Origin of the sequence: Shewanella electrica (assembly GCF_022321485.1) — a bacterium.
GTDB lineage: Bacteria > Pseudomonadota > Gammaproteobacteria > Enterobacterales > Shewanellaceae > Shewanella > Shewanella electrica.
Map to the genome: position 1 here is coordinate 74,876 of NZ_JAKOGG010000016.1, position 19,299 is coordinate 94,174.

Sequence of the window (19,299 nt, forward strand, 5' to 3'; positions counted from 1 at the left end):
AATTTGCAAGTTATACGGCGGTTTCTGCCCAGTAAAAACGCCCCCTGAATTTTGTGTGAAAAATGCGTTTTTGATCGCATTCTTTAGCGCAAGTAATTACTAAATTAGCAACCAAGGGAAGAGATAACCGCCGGAGAGCAACTGCATTTGAGCAACCTGATTGTTGCTACCGTAACAGCCGTGTTTTGTGGCTCAACGTTGTGAGTTTACCCTCGCTCAGGAGTGAATATGGCCCATATCTATGAAGTGTTACCCGATGACAATGAAATCGAAGCCATGGCTGCCCCAAAAAATGTGAGAGCAGCTAAAGCGATGCAACATCGCCGCGAAGTTCGCCGTCGTTTAGAAGATTGCTTAGAGCGTTTACAACTGCGCCGAGCCCTCGACTTAGACGAGGACGAAACCTTTTAACTCTTTCGCTGCCGTGCACTATTGCGGGTCAATAGCGCCTCCGCTTTGGCCCCTAAATAGACATAAACCCCTAAACCGATCAGCAAACCTACCACCGCCAACATCATAAAAATCGCCCCTTGAATATATTCAAATTTACCGAGTGACGATTTGAACATCGTCAGCAGCGCTTCTATCGAAATGGCGATCAAAATGGTGGAAACAAAACGGGTGATGGTGCGGCGGGTGGAGCTATGGCGGAAGATATCTTTATGCATCAAGATCTCCTCTTCCAAAATGGTTTTGCCTAAGTCGAAAATCGCTAAGGCCAACGTGATAAAAATGATGGTACCAAACGGCTTGAGTGAATCATGGGCAGCACCAATGCCGCCAGTAAACAACAGCCAAATATCATGCGCGGCGATAGCAATCAAAATAGCGACCACGATAAATAGCCCAGTGACTAAGACAGCGTACACCGCTTTAAACAATGGGATCACGCGGCGGCGCGCACTGTCACCCATCATAAATTCAATCAAACAGGTCAGATTAATATCCACCACCACATAACCACGTTTGCCATCGACGAGGCGTTGGGCGATAGAGGCAGACAAACACAGATGCCCGGAGGCATTGGACAGATAAGGACGGGTGATCTGCACGCCGGTTTTATCACGCACATTTAGGTAATAAGGCCGTTGGCTGCGGTCGGGGCTTTCGCCCACACTGAGTAATTTCACTTGCTGGTTAATCAGCGCTAAGTTGGGACTGATCTGGCGGCCATTATCATCGAGTAGATACATTAGCTCGACAAAGGGATAGCGGGCGGCCACTTCGCTAAAAATCTTAATCGCCTTGCCGGTATCGGCAAATAATTCGTTATCTGCCATGCCAGTCAGGATCGACTCTAACAGCTCATGCACTAGCTGTTCATATTCATGATAGCGCTCAATAACGCTTAGATAGCTCATGCTGGCCATGGACTCCCCCTTAGAGTAAATATGCTCAGGAGTCACAACATGCAGCTTTAGTACCAACCAAAAACTAAATATATTACAAATAGATAACAACAATGAGATTTTTAAAAATGCGCCACAAATAGGCAAGCGCACCAGATTAATGCACAAAATTAATAACTTATAAGCGGTGATATAAAGTGAGTGCGCCGACTTTTAAATTAATCCGCCCCTGTTGTTAAAATATAGTTTTAATATACATAAATATGTTGAAATTTTGTTCTCACTTATCTATCAATAGAAGGGCAGTTACATGAGGTAACCGCATTAAAGACGATAGGAAGTCAACAATGAGAATACATATGCTAACCGCGGCAATACTCACTGCCGCAGCCTTTACCCCAGTCACCTACGCTGCAAATTTGGTTCATGTCACCCCTAACAGTCCACAAGCAAGAAGCTTGGTGCCAACGGCAACCCCGGCGGCAACGTTAGGCGTGAACAATCAACACAGTTTTAAAGGCCAACAGGTGCAAGTGGGTAAAAAGCTCAAAACCCGTTTACGCCAGTATTATCGTGATGTCGAAGTTTATGGTGTTTCGGTAGCCGCAGACGTCAGTGTTATGGGCGTTTACAGCAAAATGTCGGGTAGCTATCTTCAAGGAATCGAAGATGATTTAGCTGATGTCACCCCAACCCTCACTGAGTCAGCCGCCATTAAAAAGGCGCTACTTGCCAGCAAACTGAAAGCCGTTGACCGCAGCAGTGCCAAGTTATACATCTGGCAAGAGCCTACCTCAGGCCAAGCGCACCTCGCCTATTTGGTTGACCTGTTTACCACCACTCCTGAACCGACTCGGCCATTCGTGATCATTGATGCGAAAACAGGTGAAACCTTGGCAAGCTGGGAGCAGTTGACGCACAGCCAACTCGCCACCGGACCGGGGGGAAACATCAAAACTGGTGAGTATTTCTACGGTAGCGATTACGACAGCCTAGTGGTTAGTGACAGCTGCACCATGGATAACGAACATGTGCAAACGATTGATATGGAAAATCAGATCTTTGGTGGCAACGTGGTGTCTTTCACCTGCCCCAATAGCCCTGAAAAATATATCAACGGCGCCTACTCGCCAGAAAACGATGCGCACTATTTTGGTAGTGTGATTTTTAACATGTATTCAGAGTGGTTCAATACCTCACCGTTGACCTTCAAGTTGCAGATGCGTGTGCACTATGATTCCAACTATGAGAACGCCTTCTGGGATGGTACCGCCATGTACTTCGGTGATGGTGGCTCGACCTTCTATCCACTGGTGAGCTTGGACGTATCGGCTCACGAAGTGTCCCACGGGTTTACCGAGCAAAACTCTGGCCTGAACTATAGCGGCCAAAGTGGCGGTATCAACGAAGCCTTTTCGGATATGGCCGGCGAAGCCGTTAAATATTACATGAAAGGCAGCAACGACTGGATGGTCGGCGCCGATATCTTTAAAGGGACTGGCGCGTTGCGTTATATGGACGTACCAAGTCGAGATGGACGTTCGATTGACAGCGCCGATGACTACTACAACGGTCTAGACGTGCACTTCAGCTCGGGGGTGTTTAACCGTGCCTTCTACTTGCTGGCCACCAGCAGCGGTTGGGATACCAAAAAAGCGTTTGAAGTGTTCGCCAAAGCTAACCAACTGTACTGGAACCCCAACTCAAACTTCGACAACGCCGCTTGTGGTGTCGCTCAAGCTGCTGGCGATCTGCAATACAGTGTTGATGATGTGACCACCGCGTTTGCTGGGGTAGATGTCGACGCTAGCTGTGGTGGTACCGATCCAGAACCACCAACTGGCGATAATGCATTGGAAAACGGTGTGCCAGTAACGGGTATTAGCGGTGCTGCGAGTTCACAACAGTCTTGGACCTTCACCGTACCAGCAGGCACTAGACGGGTGACCATCGCCACCTCTGGCGGCTCAGGTGATATGGATCTGTACGTGAAGTATGGTAGCGAACCGACCACTAGCGACTACGATTGCCGTCCTTATAAGAGCGGCAACAACGAAAGTTGTACGTTCAACCGCCCAGCATCTGGCACCTTCTACATCATGTTACGAGGTTACAGCAGCTACTCAGGTGTGACGTTGCGCGCCTCTTACTAAGCGCATCGTGTTAGCAAAAGAGCAGCCGCTGGCTGCTCTTTTCATAGGTAAATCTAACGCTTATTTTCTAGCGCGCTGTTTATCAAAATAGCTACGGGTGAGCTTAAACACCACCGGACTCAACAGCAGCAGCGCCACTAAGTTGGGCAAGGCCATCATCGCATTCAACGTATCAGCCAATAGCCAAATAAAATCTAACTTCGCCAAGGCACCAATCGGTACCACGATGGTAAAGATCAACCGGAACGGCATGATCGCTTTAACGCCGAACAGGAACTGAATACATTTTTCGCTATAGAAGCTCCAGCCCAAAATCGTGGTAAAGGCAAAAATCGCCAGCGCCACCGCCACCACATAGTTACCAATCGGTAAGGCATGACCAAACGCCATTGAAGTTAACGGCGCACCATTTTCGCCCGAACTCCAAGAGCCAGTCACCACGATGGCCAACCCGGTAATCGAACACACGATAATGGTATCGATAAACGTACCCAACATCGCCACTAACCCTTGGGTTACTGGATTGTTGGTTTGCGCGGCGGCATGGGCAATCGGCGCACTACCTAAACCGGCTTCGTTAGAAAACACACCACGGGCCACGCCTAGATTCACCGCAGCCCATACCGCCGCACCCGCAAACCCCCCTTGTGCAGCGACTGGAGTAAAGGCGCTCTTAACAATCAGACTGAGGGCAGCAGGCAGATCTGCGGCATACACCACCAACACCGCCAAGCCGCTGACAATGTAGAATATGGTCATGAGCGGCACCAGCTTACCGGCAACGTCGGCGATACGGTGAATACCGCCCATCAATACCGCGCCGACCAACAGCATCATCACCACACCGGTGATCCACGGTGCCACCCCAAAGTTGGCGGAGAGTGCGTCAGCGACTGAGTTAGCTTGCACTGTGTTACCAATACCAAAACCGGCACAAGCACCAAATACGGCAAACACCACACCCAGCCAAGTCCACTTTTTACCTAAGCCATTTTTGATGTAGTACATCGGCCCACCAACGTGGTGGCCTTTGGCATCCTCTTCACGAAACTTCACCGCCAGTACCGCTTCTGAGTATTTGGTCGCCATACCCACCAACGCGGTACACCACATCCAAAACAATGCACCTGGGCCACCCATCGCAATGGCGGTGGCGACCCCAGCAATATTACCGGTGCCGATAGTGGCAGAAAGAGAGGTCATCAATGCATTGAACGGGCTGATTTGCCCTTGCTCCTGTTGATCTTCGTCAGGCGCACGCCCGGACCACAGCAGCTTAAATCCGGTGCCCAATTTCAATATTGGCATCAGCTTTAAGCCGATAGAGAGAAACAGCCCAACACCGAGGATCATCACCAGCATGGGCACGCCCCACACCACATCATTAATTACGTGTACGAAGTCAACTACGCGTTGTAAAAGTCCAACTTCAGCTTCCATTCCAACCTCTGTTATTTTTTATAGTTATACCAAGCATGCAGCCGCAACGGCATGCCGCACAGCGAACAGCCAGATTACAACGAATAGTTAACAATTGGGAATAGCTGCGACAGGATAAACTGTCGCAACTTATTGCTGAGGGGGATATATAGCGAAACTTGCTATATAAAGGGAAAATATTGGTCTTTCTAACTGGTTACACGCTTTGAATTTAGCGATTTTTTCGGTTTAAGTTGCACACTCATCACCGCCAACACAATCACGCCGATACCCAGTTTCGACAGCAGATTCAGCTCTGCCGCTTGCAGCATATCGCGCCACAAGCCCGCATGCACCAGCAGATCAGTACAGACAAAACTGATGATAGGCGTTAACGCTAACATGGCGCCCACCTGCCCCGCGGGCAAGGCTTTCATCCCTTGCGCGAAACAGGCGTAGGCCAGCAAGGTCGCAATCGCACTAGCAATCACAATGCTCCACATTTCACTATCTAACGGCTGCCACACGCTAAAATCGCAAGTAGGCAGCAGCACTAATGCGCCCAACAGATAGATCACCAACAGAATATTGGTGGGCGATAGCACTCCTGCTAACTGGCGCTGCACCAATACGCTGGTACACCAACACAGCACCGACAGCTGGATTAGCAACACGCCGATCAGTACATCGCCACCATCGGCGGCGCTATCAAAGCGGAGATAGGGGTTAAAGAACATCAACATCCCTAACGCTAACGCCATAAAACAGCCCATTTGAAAGCGACTCAAGCGCTCGCCAAACATAATAAAACCCCCTAACGCTAAAAACACGCCAGAGGTTTGAAAACTCAGCTGTGCGGGACCGGGCGAGAGGTAGCGCAGTGCCACCATAAAACTCAAGTAGTTGGCTAATAACATCACGCCTGCGAGCGCGAGCCAACCCCACTGCTTTTTAGTGACTTGCTTGAACGAGGCTAACCCGCCAGCTAGCGCTTGAAACACCAGCAGCATCAACCCCGCTGCACCAAAACGAAACCACGTCAGGTTAACGGCATCAACCACCCCGACGGTTAATTTCAACGCAACAGGCATAATGCCCCAAAACATTACCGCGGCAGTAATAAAAAGCAGCCCTACGCGGGCAGGATGACTAGACAAGAGAAACTCCGAGAAGACCACAGCGTACTGGGGCACTTGAGCAAGCGCTAAGACAGTACACAAACTAGCCAATATTTTGCCCAATAGTCTGCTAAAAACCAAGCTAAAAACAGCGTAACAGCGGCATTTTCCCGCCAAGCGGTGATGTTTTAACTCAGCACCAGCGCAATGCTGGTAGCGCGGTTAAATCTAAGGTGTCGGCGTGAGTGGCGATCACCGCCCGCGTCGTCGGCGATTGCTCTGCCAGCTTCGCCAGTAACACTTGCTGTGCCGTCGGTTCACCATGTACCAACACTAACGGCGGTGCGCCGTCAAAGTGCTGATACCAGCGGAGTAATTCTGCCTGATCCGCATGGGCTGACAAACCGCCCACCGTATGAATGCGTGCCCGCACTGGAATGCTTTGGCCTGAAATGGTTAGCTCCTCGGCGCCATCGACCAACAAACGCCCCGGCGTTCCCAGCGCCTGAAAGCCACAGATAATCACATCAGAATTTTCCCGCGCTAAATTATGTTGCAGATGACAACGAATACGGCCGCCATTACACATGCCACTACCAGCAATGATGATCAGCCCGTGGCTGATCTCGTTGAGGCTGATGGATTCAGCGGTATCGCGAATAAAACGTGCGTGCGACAGCAACGGATGCTCGCCGGGATGTAACTGAGTTAACCGCTGAAAATCTGCATCCATCAACGGGTAATTACGCACATAAATACGCGTCGCCTCAATCGCCATCGGGCTGTCGAGCACAATCGTCCAGCCCGCCAGTTGCCACTGTTTGGCATAGAGATGAAACAGATACAGCAACTCCTGCGCGCGGCCGACTGAAAACGCGGGGATCAAAATATTGCCGCGACTGGACTGAATCGTTTCAGCAAAGAGGGTTTTAAGCTCCGCTAAGGTATCGTCCCAACTGCGGTGCAATCGCTCACCGTAAGTGCTTTCCATCAACACCAAATTGGCGCTATCGATCATAGTGGGATCGCGCAAAATCGGCATCCCCGCACGGCCGAGGTCGCCACTAAACACTAACTTTTTCTGCTGCTCACCATCATTGAGAAACAACTCCACCAGCGCCGAGCCAAGAATATGCCCCGCATCATGCAACATGATGTCCACGCCGGGCATCACCGGCACCAGTTGATCATATTCCAACGGAATAAAGTGGCTCAGCACCTGCTCGACATCGGCTTCGGTAAATAGCGGTTCCAGCGGCGGCAGTTGCTGTTTATCACGCCGCTTATTCACTCGCTCGGTATCGCGTTGTTGCAACATGGCGGCATCGCGCAACAGTATCTCACACAGTTCGGCAGTGGCTTGATGAGTGTAAATCGGCCCGTCGAAACCTTGTTGCACCAATGCTGGTAAACGGCCGGAGTGATCAATATGCGCATGGCTGAGTACCACGCAAAAAATCTCACTCGGCTCAAACTCAAAGGGAGCACGATTACGGGCAATATCGGTTTTGCCGCCTTGGATTAAGCCGCAATCCAGCAGTAGTTGCTGCTGATTAACGCTGAGTAGGTGACATGAGCCCGTCACCTCTTCGGTGGCACCAAGAAACTGCAATGTCATCGCCATAAAAGCACCTCCACCACAACGCGCTGAGTGTTATCGCCACATTGTTCGTATACGGTTACTTTAAGGGTAATGGGGAAATGACCAAGTTGCTTGGCTAATAAGGAAAAATCCTGCGGCTCAGTGCCAACGCACCTTGCCGCAAGCGATCTATAGCGCCCAAATACGCTAATGCTGAGTGCGATTGTTGGCAGGCAAGGCGAACGAAATCAGCCAAGTAAACAGCAGCAATAGCGAACTCGCCCACAAGCAGGCGGTTAAACCGGCTTGTTGAAACAGCCAACCGGAGCACACAGTACCGAGCAAACGCCCCGCCGCATTAGCCATGTAGTAGAACCCGACATCCAGCGACACACCATCGTCACTGGCGTAATGCACAATCAGAAAACTGTGCAGCGAGGAGTTCACCGCAAACAACACGCCGAAGAGTAATAAGCCGCCAATCAATGTCCACTGCGGCGGCCAACCCGCGGCTAACCCTAGCGCAATTGCCGCAGGCACCAACGCCAGCAACATCACCCAAAAGATCGCCGCGCTACGCCCCGGCACTTGGGTTGGCACTTTACGCGCCCCGGTAATCTTGGGAGCCAAAGTTTGCACCATGCCATAAGCGATGATCCAACTGGCAAGAAAGCCGCCCACCGCCCAATGATCCCAACCAAATTGGTCGGCCAAATACACCGGCAGCGCCACCACAAACCACACATCGCGTGCAGCAAACAAACATAAGCGGGCGGCGGAGAGAATATTGACCGTACGGCTTTTAGAGAAGATATCGCCAAACTTAGGTTTGTTTTTCGCTTTCCCCAGTTCACTTTTCAGCATCAGCAGCGAGCCGCACCACACCAGTAGCAACATCAACGCCAGTGCCAATACTGCGCCTTTGAAGCCGAGCAACGTCAGTAACGCGCCACCGAGGAAAAAGCCAATGCCTTTGAGCGCATTCTTCGAGCCGGTCAGCAAGGCGATATAACGGAACAAGGTGCTATCTTGGTTTTGCCCCTGCTGCGCTTTGGGCAGTAAGGTCTTCACCGCACTTTTGGCGCTCATCTTATTCAGATCTTTAGCGATCCCCGACAACGCCTGCACCGCCATCACCCACGCGACGCTCAGCCAACTGGTGGGCACCAACAACATCGCCAGCGCGACCACTTGCATACCGAGGCCAATATTCATGGTGCGGTTCAAGCCAATGCGCGCACCGAGCCAGCCACCCACCAGGTTAGTGACCACGCCAAAAAATTCATAGAACAGAAACAGCATGGCAATTGCCAGTGGGCCGTATCCCAAGTCATTGAAATACAGCACCACCAGCATGCGTAGCGCGCCATCGGTCAGCGTAAACGCCCAGTAATTACCGGTGATCAGCAGATATTGCTGCACCGCGGTTGACCATCGGCTCATGCAGCGTTACCAGCATCCACACGCGCTAACATGCGCACTAACTCGGCGGTACGATTGGCGTAGCCCCATTCGTTGTCATACCAGCAATACAACTTCAACTGGGTACCGTTAACCACCATGGTCGATAACGCATCAATGATGCTCGAGCGTGGGTCAGTTTTATAATCCACTGACACCAACGGCCGCTCTTCGTAGCCGAGAATGCCGGCAAGCTCACCAGCGGCGGCTTGCTGCAACGCCGCGTTAACTTCCGCTTCGGTCACGCTGCGATTTAACTCAAACACACAGTCGGTCAACGAGGCATTGGCCAGCGGAATGCGTACCGCGTGGCCGTTCAATTTGCCCTTCAACTCCGGGAAGATATGGGTAATAGCCGTGGCACTGCCGGTGGTGGTTGGGATCAAGCTTTGACCGCAAGCGCGAGCACGACGCAGATCTTTATGCGGCGCATCCAAAATGGTTTGGGTGTTGGTGATGTCGTGAATGGTGGTCATCGAACCATGCTTGATGCCAAACTGCTCATGGATCACCTTAACCACCGGTGCCAAGCAGTTAGTGGTGCAAGAGGCGGCGGTGACAATGCGATGCTCGCTGGCATCATACTGCTGATGATTAACGCCCATGACGATGTTGAGCACGCCGTCTTCTTTCACTGGCGCGGTGACCACCACCCGCTGCACGCCTTGCTCCAAATACTGTTGCAACAGCGCTTTTTGACGCATCTTGCCAGAGGCTTCAATGACGATATCGCAGCCCGACCAATCGGTGTCACTGATCGCTTTGTTGGCAGTCACTTTGATGCTGTGGTTATCAACGGTCAGTGAATCAGCACTGCCACTGATCGCGCGCGGCCACCGGCCATGCACCGAATCAAACTCCAGCAGATGTGCTAGTGCCACGCCATCGCCCGCCGGATCGTTGATCTGCACAAACTCCAATTCAGGCCAGTCCCACGCCGCACGCAATGCCAAACGTCCCATGCGCCCAAAACCGTTGATACCTACTTTTATTGCCATGTTTTGCACCTGCTCAGCAAAAGGTTGCCGCTCTATCATGATTCAAATTGTTGTTCACCGTTCTACCGACCTTGTTGCCACGCAGCACCGCGCTGGCCGCGAGGTCATCTGTTGCAGTCTTTGCAGCGGCTCAGTCAGCAGTTGCTGATTGCCCGCTAACGCCGCCTGCATAATCTGCTCGCACCACGGCGGCAACTGTTCATCAAAGCGATAAAACACCCACTGACCGCGGCGCCTGTCCTGCAAAATGCCCAGCTTGCGCAAATTCGCCAAATGGCGCGACACTTTCGGCTGGCTCAACGCCAACGCCTCTGTCAGCTCACACACGCACAACTCGCCAGCGTGTTGGATCAACAACAGACTCAGCAACCGCGTTTCATCGGCTAATGACTTAAAAAAATCCAGAGGTTGCACATTCATCTCCTGCTAGCCCAACGCAAAGGCATAAATCGGTTCGCTAGGCTGCTAAATATACGGCTGAACATATATACGATGCACCATATATAGCAGTGATAGATGTCAGTTTTGTGAAGCGAGTTTTACCGCGAACAGTCAGCGTAAAATCGCCGCTACAATTAGTTAGCGTTCAAAACTAATTTTGAAGATTTTAGCGGTTTTTTGAGCAACAGCTTCGGCTATTCATGCGCTAATAAACTGCATATTCACTGAACAATGACGAGATTAACCAGCTATAAATAACAACATAAACCACTGTTTAATATCAACATTAACTACAACCAATCAAGTATAGGATTAAATCAGCGTTGATATATCATTTTAGATAATGAATAATATTGCCTCACCAAAATCATTCGAACACTAATTAATTTGTGTGTAATTAGCCTTCAAATGATTTTGTTCTTAAGCCATCTAACTGACGACTTAAAACAGGAGAATCAGTGATGAATGCCAACAACAGTCAGGAGTCTGACAGTCATTCAACTCACCCACGCCACCACCGCAACATCCAAGAAAGCCTGACGTACCTTTTGCAACTCGGTTGCTTTTGGTTAGTGCTGGGAAGCTACGTTTTTCCGTTCTGCAAACAGAAACTAAATCGAGCTTTTAATCCTCAATAACAGGCAAACAACAACATGGATTATTCAACCTATATTGCTTTGGCCATCTACTTTTTGGTCATGTTAGCGATCGGCCTTTTTGCCTATCGCAACTCTACTGACGACATCTCTGGTTATATTTTGGGTGGACGTAATGTCAGCCCGCAGGTCACCGCGTTATCTGCTGGTGCCTCAGATATGAGCGGCTGGATGTTGATGGGCTTACCCGGCGCAATGTTTGTGCAAGGCTACGCCACCATCTGGATCGCCATCGGTTTGGTGATCGGCGCGTTATTCAACTACTTACTGGTCGCGCCACGTTTACGGATCTACACCGTAGAAGCCGATGATGCGTTAACCCTGCCGGATTTTTTCAGTAAACGTTTTGGGCTGGAAAACGGCGCCGTGCGCATGATCTCCGCCGCGGTGATTATTCTGTTCTTCACCCTGTACACCTCTGCTGGTTTAGTGTCGGGCGGCAAGCTGTTTGAAAGCGCCTTTGGGCTGGATTACCAGCTCGGCCTGCTAGTCACAGTCGGCGTGGTCGTGGCCTACACGCTGCTAGGCGGCTTTTTAGCCGTGAGCATGACCGACTTCGTGCAGGGCTGCATCATGTTTGTGGCGCTGATCTTGGTGCCCTATGTGGCTTACACCCAGTTTGATGGCTCGGCAGATCTGCTGGCAAATGCACGCAGTACTATCGATTCTATTTCCGAGATGGGAGACATCGGTATTGTCGCCATTATCTCAAGCCTCGCTTGGGGTTTAGGCTATTTTGGTCAGCCGCACATCATCGTGCGCTTTATGGCTATCCGCTCGGTGAAAGATATTAAAATTGCCCGCCACATCGGCATGAGCTGGATGATCGTCACCATCATCGGCGCGTTAGCCACCGGTTTGGTCGGCGTCGCTTATGTCCACAAATTTGGTTTAACGCTCAAAGACCCTGAAACCATCTTTATTGTGTTCTCACAAATTCTGTTCCACCCATTGGTCACTGGCTTCTTGTTGGCTGCGATCTTGGCAGCGGTGATGAGCACCATCTCCAGCCAGCTGTTGGTGTCTTCAAGTTCGCTGACTGAAGACGTGTACCGCGCGCTGTTCAACAAAAATATCTCTGACAAGCAGGTGGTGAAAATTGGCCGTATCGGCGTGTTCGCCGTGGCGGCGGTAGCGACAGTGATTGCCCTTGATCGCTCCAACAGTATTTTGGATCAGGTCAGTAAAGCGTGGGCCGGTTTTGGCGCGGCGTTTGGTCCACTGGTGCTGTTATCACTGTTCTGGCACAAGATGAACCACAGCTCAGCCATTGCAGGGATTGTCTCTGGTGCCGTCACGGTACTGCTGTGGATCTATCTGCCAGTGCTGCCTAACGGCGAAACCTTGTCGAGTGTGGTGTACGAGATGATCCCCGGCTTTATTGTCAGCACCATCGCTATCGTGCTGGTGAGTCACTTTGGCCGCGATCCCTCGCACGAAGTACAGCAAACGTTCCATGACACTCGCGAAAAACTGGAACAGGTACGCTAATAACATCCATTCGGGGCGGCATCGTCGCCCCAGTTTCACATTCACTCTGAACTAAGCTCAAAAAGGACGCTATGAACACGCAAGCTAGACAACGTATTGTGCTGAAGGTTGGTAGTGCGCTGATCGCACCTGATCGTCAGGGCTGCAGTTCTCGTTATCTTCTCTCTATTGCCCAATTTATTGTGCGCTGCCGCACCAAAGGCATTCAGGTTATTTTGGTTTCTTCCGGCTCGATTGCCGCTGGCGCGCACCGTTTTCCACTGCAATCTAAAGATGACCCCACCGATCCTAAAACGCAGCTGGCGCTGAAAAAAGCCATGGCCGCTGCGGGACAAACCGAAATGATGGCAACATGGGACAAGTTTTTTGATTTCCCTACTGCTCAGGTGCTGCTGACCCACGCCGATCTGCGCGATCGTGAACGTTACCTCAGCATTCGTGACACCTTATCGACCCTGTTGGATCACGACATTCTGCCGATTGTGAACGAAAACGACACCGTCACCACCGACAAACTTAAAGTGGGTGACAACGACAACTTATCGGCCATGGTTGCTGCCGCCGCGGATGCCCGCAGCTTAGTGATCTGCTCCGATATTGATGGTCTGTTTGATAGCAATCCGCATCTCAATACCGATGCCAAGCTGATTGAGGAAGTACCAAGCATCGATGCCAGCATTTATGCCATGGCCGGTGGTAGCCACAGTGACGTGGGCACCGGTGGCATGACCACCAAGATCCAAGCAGCAGAGAAAGCGGTATCACACGGTATCGACACCTATATTGTTAATGGCTTTAAAGAGCAAAGCTTTAACGATTTGCTATCTGGTAAAAACCCGGGCACGCTGTTCCGAGGCTCCGATAGTCCGATGTTAGAACGGCTGCATTGGTTTACCCACACCGTGCGCGCCGAGGGTGAAGTCATCGTGGCGCCAGAAGATGAAGTACACAGCGCCGAAGATTGCGTCAATCTGTCTAGCAGTGAAGTGTTAGATGTGAAAGGTACCTTCGCCGAAGGTGACACCATTGTATTGTGCAGTGACGACGGCACGCGGCTAGCGAAAGCGCGCAGTAACTACAGCAGCCGCCTACTAAAATTTATCGCAAAGCAGGACGACTCTAAACTGGTGGATAGCTTCACCCACAATCGCGGTCTGATCGCCGCACAAGATATTGCCCTGCTTTCCCCCGAAGCGAACCAGCTGGAGGATAAATCATGAGCTTAATTACAGAATTAGCCAGTCAAGCCCACAGCGCAGCCCGCACATTGGCCGTGCTGGACACCGAACGTAAAAACCAAGTGCTGCTCGCCATGAGCGCAGCCTTGCGGGCCAACGTCGACAGCATTCTAACGGCCAACGAGCAAGATCTTAACCACGCCCGCGCCGCCGGTCTGAGCGATGCAATGATCGACCGCCTGACGTTGACGCCTGAGCGCGTCGAAGCGATGGCACAAGGCATTGATACCATCGTGAAACTGGACGACCCCGTTGGCAAACGCCGCGAATTATGCGTGCGTCCTAACGGCATCAGAGTGAGTAAACTCAGCGTGCCGCTGGGCGTGGTATGTATGATTTACGAAGCTCGCCCAAACGTGACCGCAGACGCAGGCGCGTTGTGTTTTAAATCCGGTAACGCGGTGATTCTACGTGGCGGTAAAGAAGCGCTCGCCAGCAGCCTCGCCATTGCCGACGTGCTGCAACAAGTGCTGCAGTTATTCAAATTACCAAAAGCGCTGATCACTGTGGTGCCCGATCCAGATCGCGCCTTGATGCTGGAGCTGTTGCAGCAGCGCGACTATATCGATCTGGTTATCCCTCGCGGTGGCGAAGGCCTGATTAACTTTGTCAGCGACAACAGCAAAATCCCAGTCATCCAGCACTTCAAAGGTGTGTGCCACCTGTATGTGGATAAAGCCGCCGATGTCGAAAAGGCGTTGAATCTGCTGCTGAACGGCAAGACCCAACGTACTGGCGTCTGTAATGCGCTGGAAGGTTTGTTAGTGCATAAAGATATTGCCGACACTTGGCTGCCGATTGCGGCGCAAGCGCTGGAAGATAGCGGTGTGCGCATCAATGCCGATCGCCGCAGCGCGGGCTACTTCAACGGCGCGAACATCCTAGAAGATCAGGAGTTCGGCCAAGAATATCTGCGCTTAGAGATCGCCGTGAAAATTGTCGACTCACTGGATGATGCCATGGAGCATATCGCCCAATTCGGCAGCCACCATACCGAAGTGATCTGCAGCGAAGACATACAAGCCGCCGCACGTTTCCAACATGAAGTTGATGCATCGGTAGTGATGGCTAACGCTTCATCACGCTTCAGTGACGGCGGCGAACTTGGCTTAGGTGCCGAGATTGGTATCGCCACCACTAAACTGCACGCTTACGGCCCAATGGGGCTCGAGTCGCTCACCACCGAGAAATATTTGGTGGACGGCCACGGCCAAATCCGCGAGTAAACCTGTGCAGAGCCGCAACTGCGGCTCATCTTGGTTGATTTGCCCCTCGCTGCAGCAAACCGCTCCCCCGCAACCGTTTGCTGCAGCGAACCCAGTGTTGTGATCCGCAGCCCACTCGCCGCATGGTAAATTACGCCAACTGCGGTAGAATATGCGCCATTCATCCCGTGAAAGGCCGCGAACCGTGACGCTGTTTGCCCTGCAATCTTGCTGTGCTGTTATCTCCTCAGCCGTCGCTGCTGCCTCACCTCTGCCTGCCCTGCACTCTTATAAATTCCATCATGCAGGCGGGTCACCTGTTAACCCTACAAACTCTAAGGAATACTCGCATGAGTCTTGCTGATTCCGTGCTGGCGGTAAATAACGACCTGCCTATCCGTACTGATAAACCGGTGCACAGCGGTAAAGTCCGCAGCGTTTATTGGCTCACCGCCGCTGACAGCGCGCGACTGATCGCCGAACGTGGCTACGATGTCCCAGCGGATACGCCGCTGGCGATCATGGTCATTAGCGACCGTATTTCAGCCTTTGATTGTATCTTCCACGGCGAAGAAGGCCTGCAAGGTATTCCCGGCAAAGGCGCAGCACTAAACGCTATCAGCAATCACTGGTTCCAACTGTTTAAAGACAATGGCTTAGCCGACAGCCACATTTTGGATATTCCGCATCCGTTTGTATGGATTGTGCAAAAAGCGCGTCCGATCAAGGTGGAAGCGATTATTCGCCAATACATCACCGGCTCCATGTGGCGCGCTTACGCCAAAGGCGAACGTGAGTTTTGTGGCATCACGCTGCCGGAAGGACTGCAAAAAGATCAACAGTTACCTGAGTTACTGCTGACTCCGTCCACCAAAGGGATTTTGACTGGCATCCCCGGTGTACCAGAACAAGATGACGTCAACATCAGCCGTGCCGATTTAGAAGCCAACTGGCAAGCCTTTGGTTTTGAAAAACCGCAAGACATCGACCTGTATGAGAAGCTGCTGAAAGACGGCTTCGGCGTGATATCTAAAGCGCTGGCCGCTATCGACCAAGTGTTTGTTGATACCAAGTTTGAGTTTGGTTATGTCACCGATCGCAGCGGTAACTCTAAGCTGATCTATATGGATGAAGTTGGCACGCCAGATTCCTCTCGTATTTGGGACGGCGCGGCGTATCGTGAAGGTAAGATTGTGGAAAACTCTAAAGAAGGTTTCCGTCAGTTCCTGCTGAACTTCTTCCCAGAGCCAGAGATTCTGTTAGATAAAAACCGCATGCCAGAGCGCGAAGCCCTAGCACGCGATACGGCGCTGCCACTGAGCGCGATGATGGATGTTTCCACGACTTACACCGGCGTGGCCGAGAAAGTCACTGGCCGTAAGATCGAGTTATCAGCCAATCCAAAAGCGGAAATCATCGAGATCCTCAACAGCCGTTATGGTTTGATCGACTGACCACCAGCGTCACACTCGCTATTCCAAGGCACCTGCGGGTGCCTTGTTTGTATCCGCAGGGTTAGCACAGCTACCATTATCCAGCTGGGTAGCCTCTGGCGTTAACATTAACCACGCCTGTGGTGGGGTGCCAATACGAAAATATGCCGCTTTGCCGTTGGCGCTATCTGGGGTAAATGGCAGTGACATCGGTTGCATATCGGTAAATATCTGTCCCGCTTCGGTCAGTTGTTGCGCCACAGAACAAGACTCATCCACCATACGGCTTTTCAGGCTGATGATGGTTTGCTGCTTATCGAAAATCACTTCAATCGCACCGTCATCCATAATGAGTTTAGCGCTGCCGACACCGCACAACGTCGGAGGGATAGACTTAGTGGGAACTAACTGACCAGCGGCTTGCGCTTGTTGCAATGGCATGCCCAGATACAAAGGCCCCATGCCGATATTGCCATCCTGCTGCCACAGCAGCCCTACCCGGCTACACACGGGCGGTTCCGTGGCCGGATCAACACCAGTAGTCACTTCATCTTCACTGTGCGCGGTGGGCGTGATTGCGACACCAAACCATAAAACGGCAGCAAGCCAGTAATACCTCATGGAACCTCCGAAAACAAAACGGGCAGTATGTTGAAATACTGCCCGTTTTTCACATCGGCTGCCAACCATTTTTACACTGGTTGGTGAGTATCACGCAGCGATTATAACGATTTCATCCACGCGCTTTCTGGCAACAGATACAAACCGTTTTCATGGTTAGCACCTGCACCAACAATATGGCCGATGCCTGATGCCATCACGCCCAAGGTCACGTCAAAGGCGTTCAAGCTATCACCATAACCGGCAGTCAGGTTGAACATTGAACCATCGGCCAACAGATACAAGGTTTTGTCGCCCAGCTTATATGCATCCACGTACGGCATTGGCAGGCTGTGGCTCGCGTTGGCTTTCAAGTACGGTACGTCGATCTCTTGCGACACGTGGCCGACGTTCAAAATGAACGCGCCATCTTTCATGTCATCCAGATGTTTTGCACTCAACACACCATATGCACCGGTAGCCGTTGCAATAACGTCGGCGTGTTTGACCGCTTCGGCTAAATCTACCACCGGCCAACCATCATATTTGGCTTGCAGTGCACGCGCAGGGTTCAGCTCAGCAATCTCTACTTGGCCGCCATAGGCTTTAGCAGAATCTGCCACACCTTGACCTACCAGACCGTAACCGATCACGATGACTTTTTTCTCGTGCAGCGTTAAGTGGGTGGTTTGAAAGAAGGTATGCCATGCAGTCAGCCCCACCATGTGGCGGTTATGCAGGCCTTCTTTTACTGGCAAGTCGTCCCAGTTAAAGATAGGGTAACGTGGCTCAACACCGCCTAGGCGGTTGATGCCCGAACCGGTAGCTTCCAAACCGGCAATAATTTTTGGACCAGTTTCACTCTGGTGCAAACGCGTTGTCAGATCAGCGCCCATTTCACACAAATGGGTAGGGTTCCATGCCAATGCTTTATCAAATGAATCTGACCAGTCAGCATCGCTCATATCACGCCAAGCGTGGGCTTTAGCGCCTTTTTCTACGAGGTAAGCGACTACGTCATCTTGCACAGTTGTTGGGTTACAGGTCGTCAAAAATACTTCTGCGCCCTTGTCGAGCAAACCTGCCACCAAAGGTGCCATTTTTAAATCCAAGTGCATATTACAAGCTAGCTTAACACCGGTTAAATCTGGCAGGGCGGCTACAGCGGCACGGGTACGAGGCATATGCTGAGTGGCCCATGCCAACTCAGCTGCGAAATCTTGATACATCGATCAGGCTCCAACAAACTTATTGTTATAAAACGGCAGCTATTCTACTGATTTTGACGCTGGCAGTAAGCCGTATGACGCAATTACTGGAATTAATTTTAGCTGCGGTACGGTTTAAAGCGATGTTGGCGAGGTGGCATGGCGCACAATAAACTGCGGCTTGCGACGTAAACGCCGCGGTGCCGCAGTGTGCCAGAGGCATTTATGCCATAGCAATATAATGGGCGTGCTGTTGGATACGGTCGAGCCACGCCAAAATGGCCGGATATTGCTGTAACGAAAAACCGCCCTCGTCGGCCACGTGGGTATAGGCATATAAGCTGATATCTGCCGTGGTCAGTTGTTCACCCACCAAATAAGGCGTTTGGCTCAGTTGCTGCTCCATCACTTGCAAAGCTTTATGCCCTCCCGCTTGTTTGGCGTCGTATTCCGCTTGGCGGTCTGCTGGCAAGCCAAGATATTTAGCAATAAAGCGCGCCACGGCGATATAAGGTTCATGGCTGTATTGCTCAAAGAACTGCCATTGCTGCACCTTCGCCAGCAGAAAATTGTCCGTTGGCAGCAACGCCGTTCCCGCCGCTAAATAGTTAATGATGGCGTTAGATTCCGATAACGTTTGCCCATTCTCCAGCAGCAACAATGGGATTTTGCCATTGGGATTTTTTGCTAAGAAGTCTGCCTGCTTGGTATCACCCGCCAAAATATCCACATCAATCCATTTGTAGCTTAAATCGAGCAAGGCACACAGCAACTGCACTTTGTAACAGTTGCCAGATTGGCTATCGCCGTAAATTGTCAAACCTGCCATGTTGATACTCCCTGTGTATTCATCTTGTTGGCTGCGGGTCTCGGGTCTCGGGTCTCGGGTCTCGGGTCTCGGGTCTCGGGTCTCGGGTCTCGGGTCTCGGGTCTCGGGTCTCGGGTCT

General features: G+C 51.4%; 16 protein-coding genes. 6 read left to right on the plus strand and 10 right to left on the minus strand.

The genetic code is table 11. From position 1 onward, the window contains the following. Nucleotides 1–228 precede the first annotated feature (228 nt). Complete coding sequence (locus L9G74_RS16915) at nucleotides 229–411, plus strand: PA3496 family putative envelope integrity protein (protein WP_238897821.1); 183 nt, start codon at nucleotides 229–231, stop codon at nucleotides 409–411. Here the strand turns inward: L9G74_RS16915 and L9G74_RS16920 are convergent. Further along, complete coding sequence (locus L9G74_RS16920) at nucleotides 408–1,370, minus strand: PDC sensor domain-containing protein (protein ID WP_238897822.1); 963 nt, start codon at nucleotides 1,368–1,370, stop codon at nucleotides 408–410. The genes L9G74_RS16915 and L9G74_RS16920 overlap by 4 nt on opposite strands. A 326-nt stretch (nucleotides 1,371–1,696) precedes the next feature. Between L9G74_RS16920 and L9G74_RS16925 the strand changes: the two genes are divergently transcribed. Then, complete coding sequence (locus tag L9G74_RS16925) at nucleotides 1,697–3,502, plus strand: M4 family metallopeptidase (RefSeq protein WP_238897823.1); 1,806 nt, start codon at nucleotides 1,697–1,699, stop codon at nucleotides 3,500–3,502. Nucleotides 3,503–3,562: 60 nt separating this feature from the next. Here the strand turns inward: L9G74_RS16925 and L9G74_RS16930 are convergent, their stop codons facing one another. The 6 genes from L9G74_RS16930 to L9G74_RS16955 form a co-directional block, all read right to left on the minus strand. Continuing rightward, nucleotides 3,563–4,942: an alanine/glycine:cation symporter family protein gene (locus tag L9G74_RS16930; RefSeq protein ID WP_238897824.1), complete on the minus strand. Its 1,380-nt coding sequence runs from the start codon at nucleotides 4,940–4,942 to the stop codon at nucleotides 3,563–3,565. A gap of 188 nt (nucleotides 4,943–5,130) precedes the next feature. Continuing rightward, the gene (locus L9G74_RS16935; protein WP_238897825.1) at nucleotides 5,131–6,078 is read right to left on the minus strand and encodes a DMT family transporter; all 948 of its coding nucleotides are present in this window, start codon (nucleotides 6,076–6,078) and stop codon (nucleotides 5,131–5,133) included. A 154-nt stretch (nucleotides 6,079–6,232) separates the two neighbouring features. Continuing rightward, nucleotides 6,233–7,663, minus strand: a complete 1,431-nt coding sequence (locus tag L9G74_RS16940; RefSeq protein WP_238897826.1) for an MBL fold metallo-hydrolase RNA specificity domain-containing protein — start codon at nucleotides 7,661–7,663, stop codon at nucleotides 6,233–6,235. A 165-nt stretch (nucleotides 7,664–7,828) separates the two neighbouring features. Then, nucleotides 7,829–9,064: an organoarsenical effux MFS transporter ArsJ gene (gene arsJ, locus L9G74_RS16945; RefSeq protein WP_238897827.1), complete on the minus strand. Its 1,236-nt coding sequence runs from the start codon at nucleotides 9,062–9,064 to the stop codon at nucleotides 7,829–7,831. Beyond that, nucleotides 9,061–10,080 (minus strand): ArsJ-associated glyceraldehyde-3-phosphate dehydrogenase, encoded by a 1,020-nt coding sequence (locus L9G74_RS16950; protein ID WP_238897829.1) that lies wholly within the window; start codon nucleotides 10,078–10,080, stop codon nucleotides 9,061–9,063. The genes arsJ and L9G74_RS16950 overlap by 4 nt, the downstream gene beginning before the upstream one ends. Before the next feature lie 54 nt (nucleotides 10,081–10,134). Next, a complete protein-coding gene (locus L9G74_RS16955) occupies nucleotides 10,135–10,494 on the minus strand; it encodes a metalloregulator ArsR/SmtB family transcription factor (RefSeq protein ID WP_326521521.1) in 360 nt (119 codons plus the stop codon). Between the two features lie 680 nt (nucleotides 10,495–11,174). Here L9G74_RS16955 and putP point away from each other — a divergent pair. The 4 genes from putP (at nucleotide 11,175) to L9G74_RS16975 (ending at nucleotide 16,565) form a co-directional block, all read left to right on the plus strand. Beyond that, a complete protein-coding gene (gene putP / locus L9G74_RS16960) occupies nucleotides 11,175–12,668 on the plus strand; it encodes a sodium/proline symporter PutP (RefSeq protein ID WP_238897835.1) in 1,494 nt (497 codons plus the stop codon). 71 nt (nucleotides 12,669–12,739) lie between these two features. Further along, nucleotides 12,740–13,888: a glutamate 5-kinase gene (proB, locus tag L9G74_RS16965; protein ID WP_238897838.1), complete on the plus strand. Its 1,149-nt coding sequence runs from the start codon at nucleotides 12,740–12,742 to the stop codon at nucleotides 13,886–13,888. Then, nucleotides 13,885–15,132: a glutamate-5-semialdehyde dehydrogenase gene (locus tag L9G74_RS16970; RefSeq protein ID WP_238897840.1), complete on the plus strand. Its 1,248-nt coding sequence runs from the start codon at nucleotides 13,885–13,887 to the stop codon at nucleotides 15,130–15,132. Before proB ends, L9G74_RS16970 begins: the two co-directional genes overlap by 4 nt. A gap of 329 nt (nucleotides 15,133–15,461) precedes the next feature. Then, entirely contained in the window at nucleotides 15,462–16,565 is a 1,104-nt protein-coding gene (locus L9G74_RS16975) for a phosphoribosylaminoimidazolesuccinocarboxamide synthase (protein ID WP_238897846.1), read from the plus strand. A gap of 18 nt (nucleotides 16,566–16,583) precedes the next feature. Here L9G74_RS16975 and L9G74_RS16980 read toward each other — a convergent pair whose 3' ends face one another. From L9G74_RS16980 to L9G74_RS16990, 3 genes are all read right to left on the minus strand, one after another. Continuing rightward, on the minus strand, nucleotides 16,584–17,165 hold the full coding sequence (locus L9G74_RS16980; RefSeq protein ID WP_238897849.1) for a hypothetical protein: 582 nt from the start codon (nucleotides 17,163–17,165) through the stop codon (nucleotides 16,584–16,586). A 101-nt stretch (nucleotides 17,166–17,266) separates the two neighbouring features. Continuing rightward, nucleotides 17,267–18,373 (minus strand): adenosylhomocysteinase, encoded by a 1,107-nt coding sequence (locus L9G74_RS16985; RefSeq protein ID WP_238897851.1) that lies wholly within the window; start codon nucleotides 18,371–18,373, stop codon nucleotides 17,267–17,269. Nucleotides 18,374–18,575: 202 nt separating this feature from the next. After that, the gene (locus tag L9G74_RS16990; RefSeq protein ID WP_238897861.1) at nucleotides 18,576–19,172 is read right to left on the minus strand and encodes a glutathione S-transferase family protein; all 597 of its coding nucleotides are present in this window, start codon (nucleotides 19,170–19,172) and stop codon (nucleotides 18,576–18,578) included. Nucleotides 19,173–19,299: the final 127 nt, after the last annotated feature.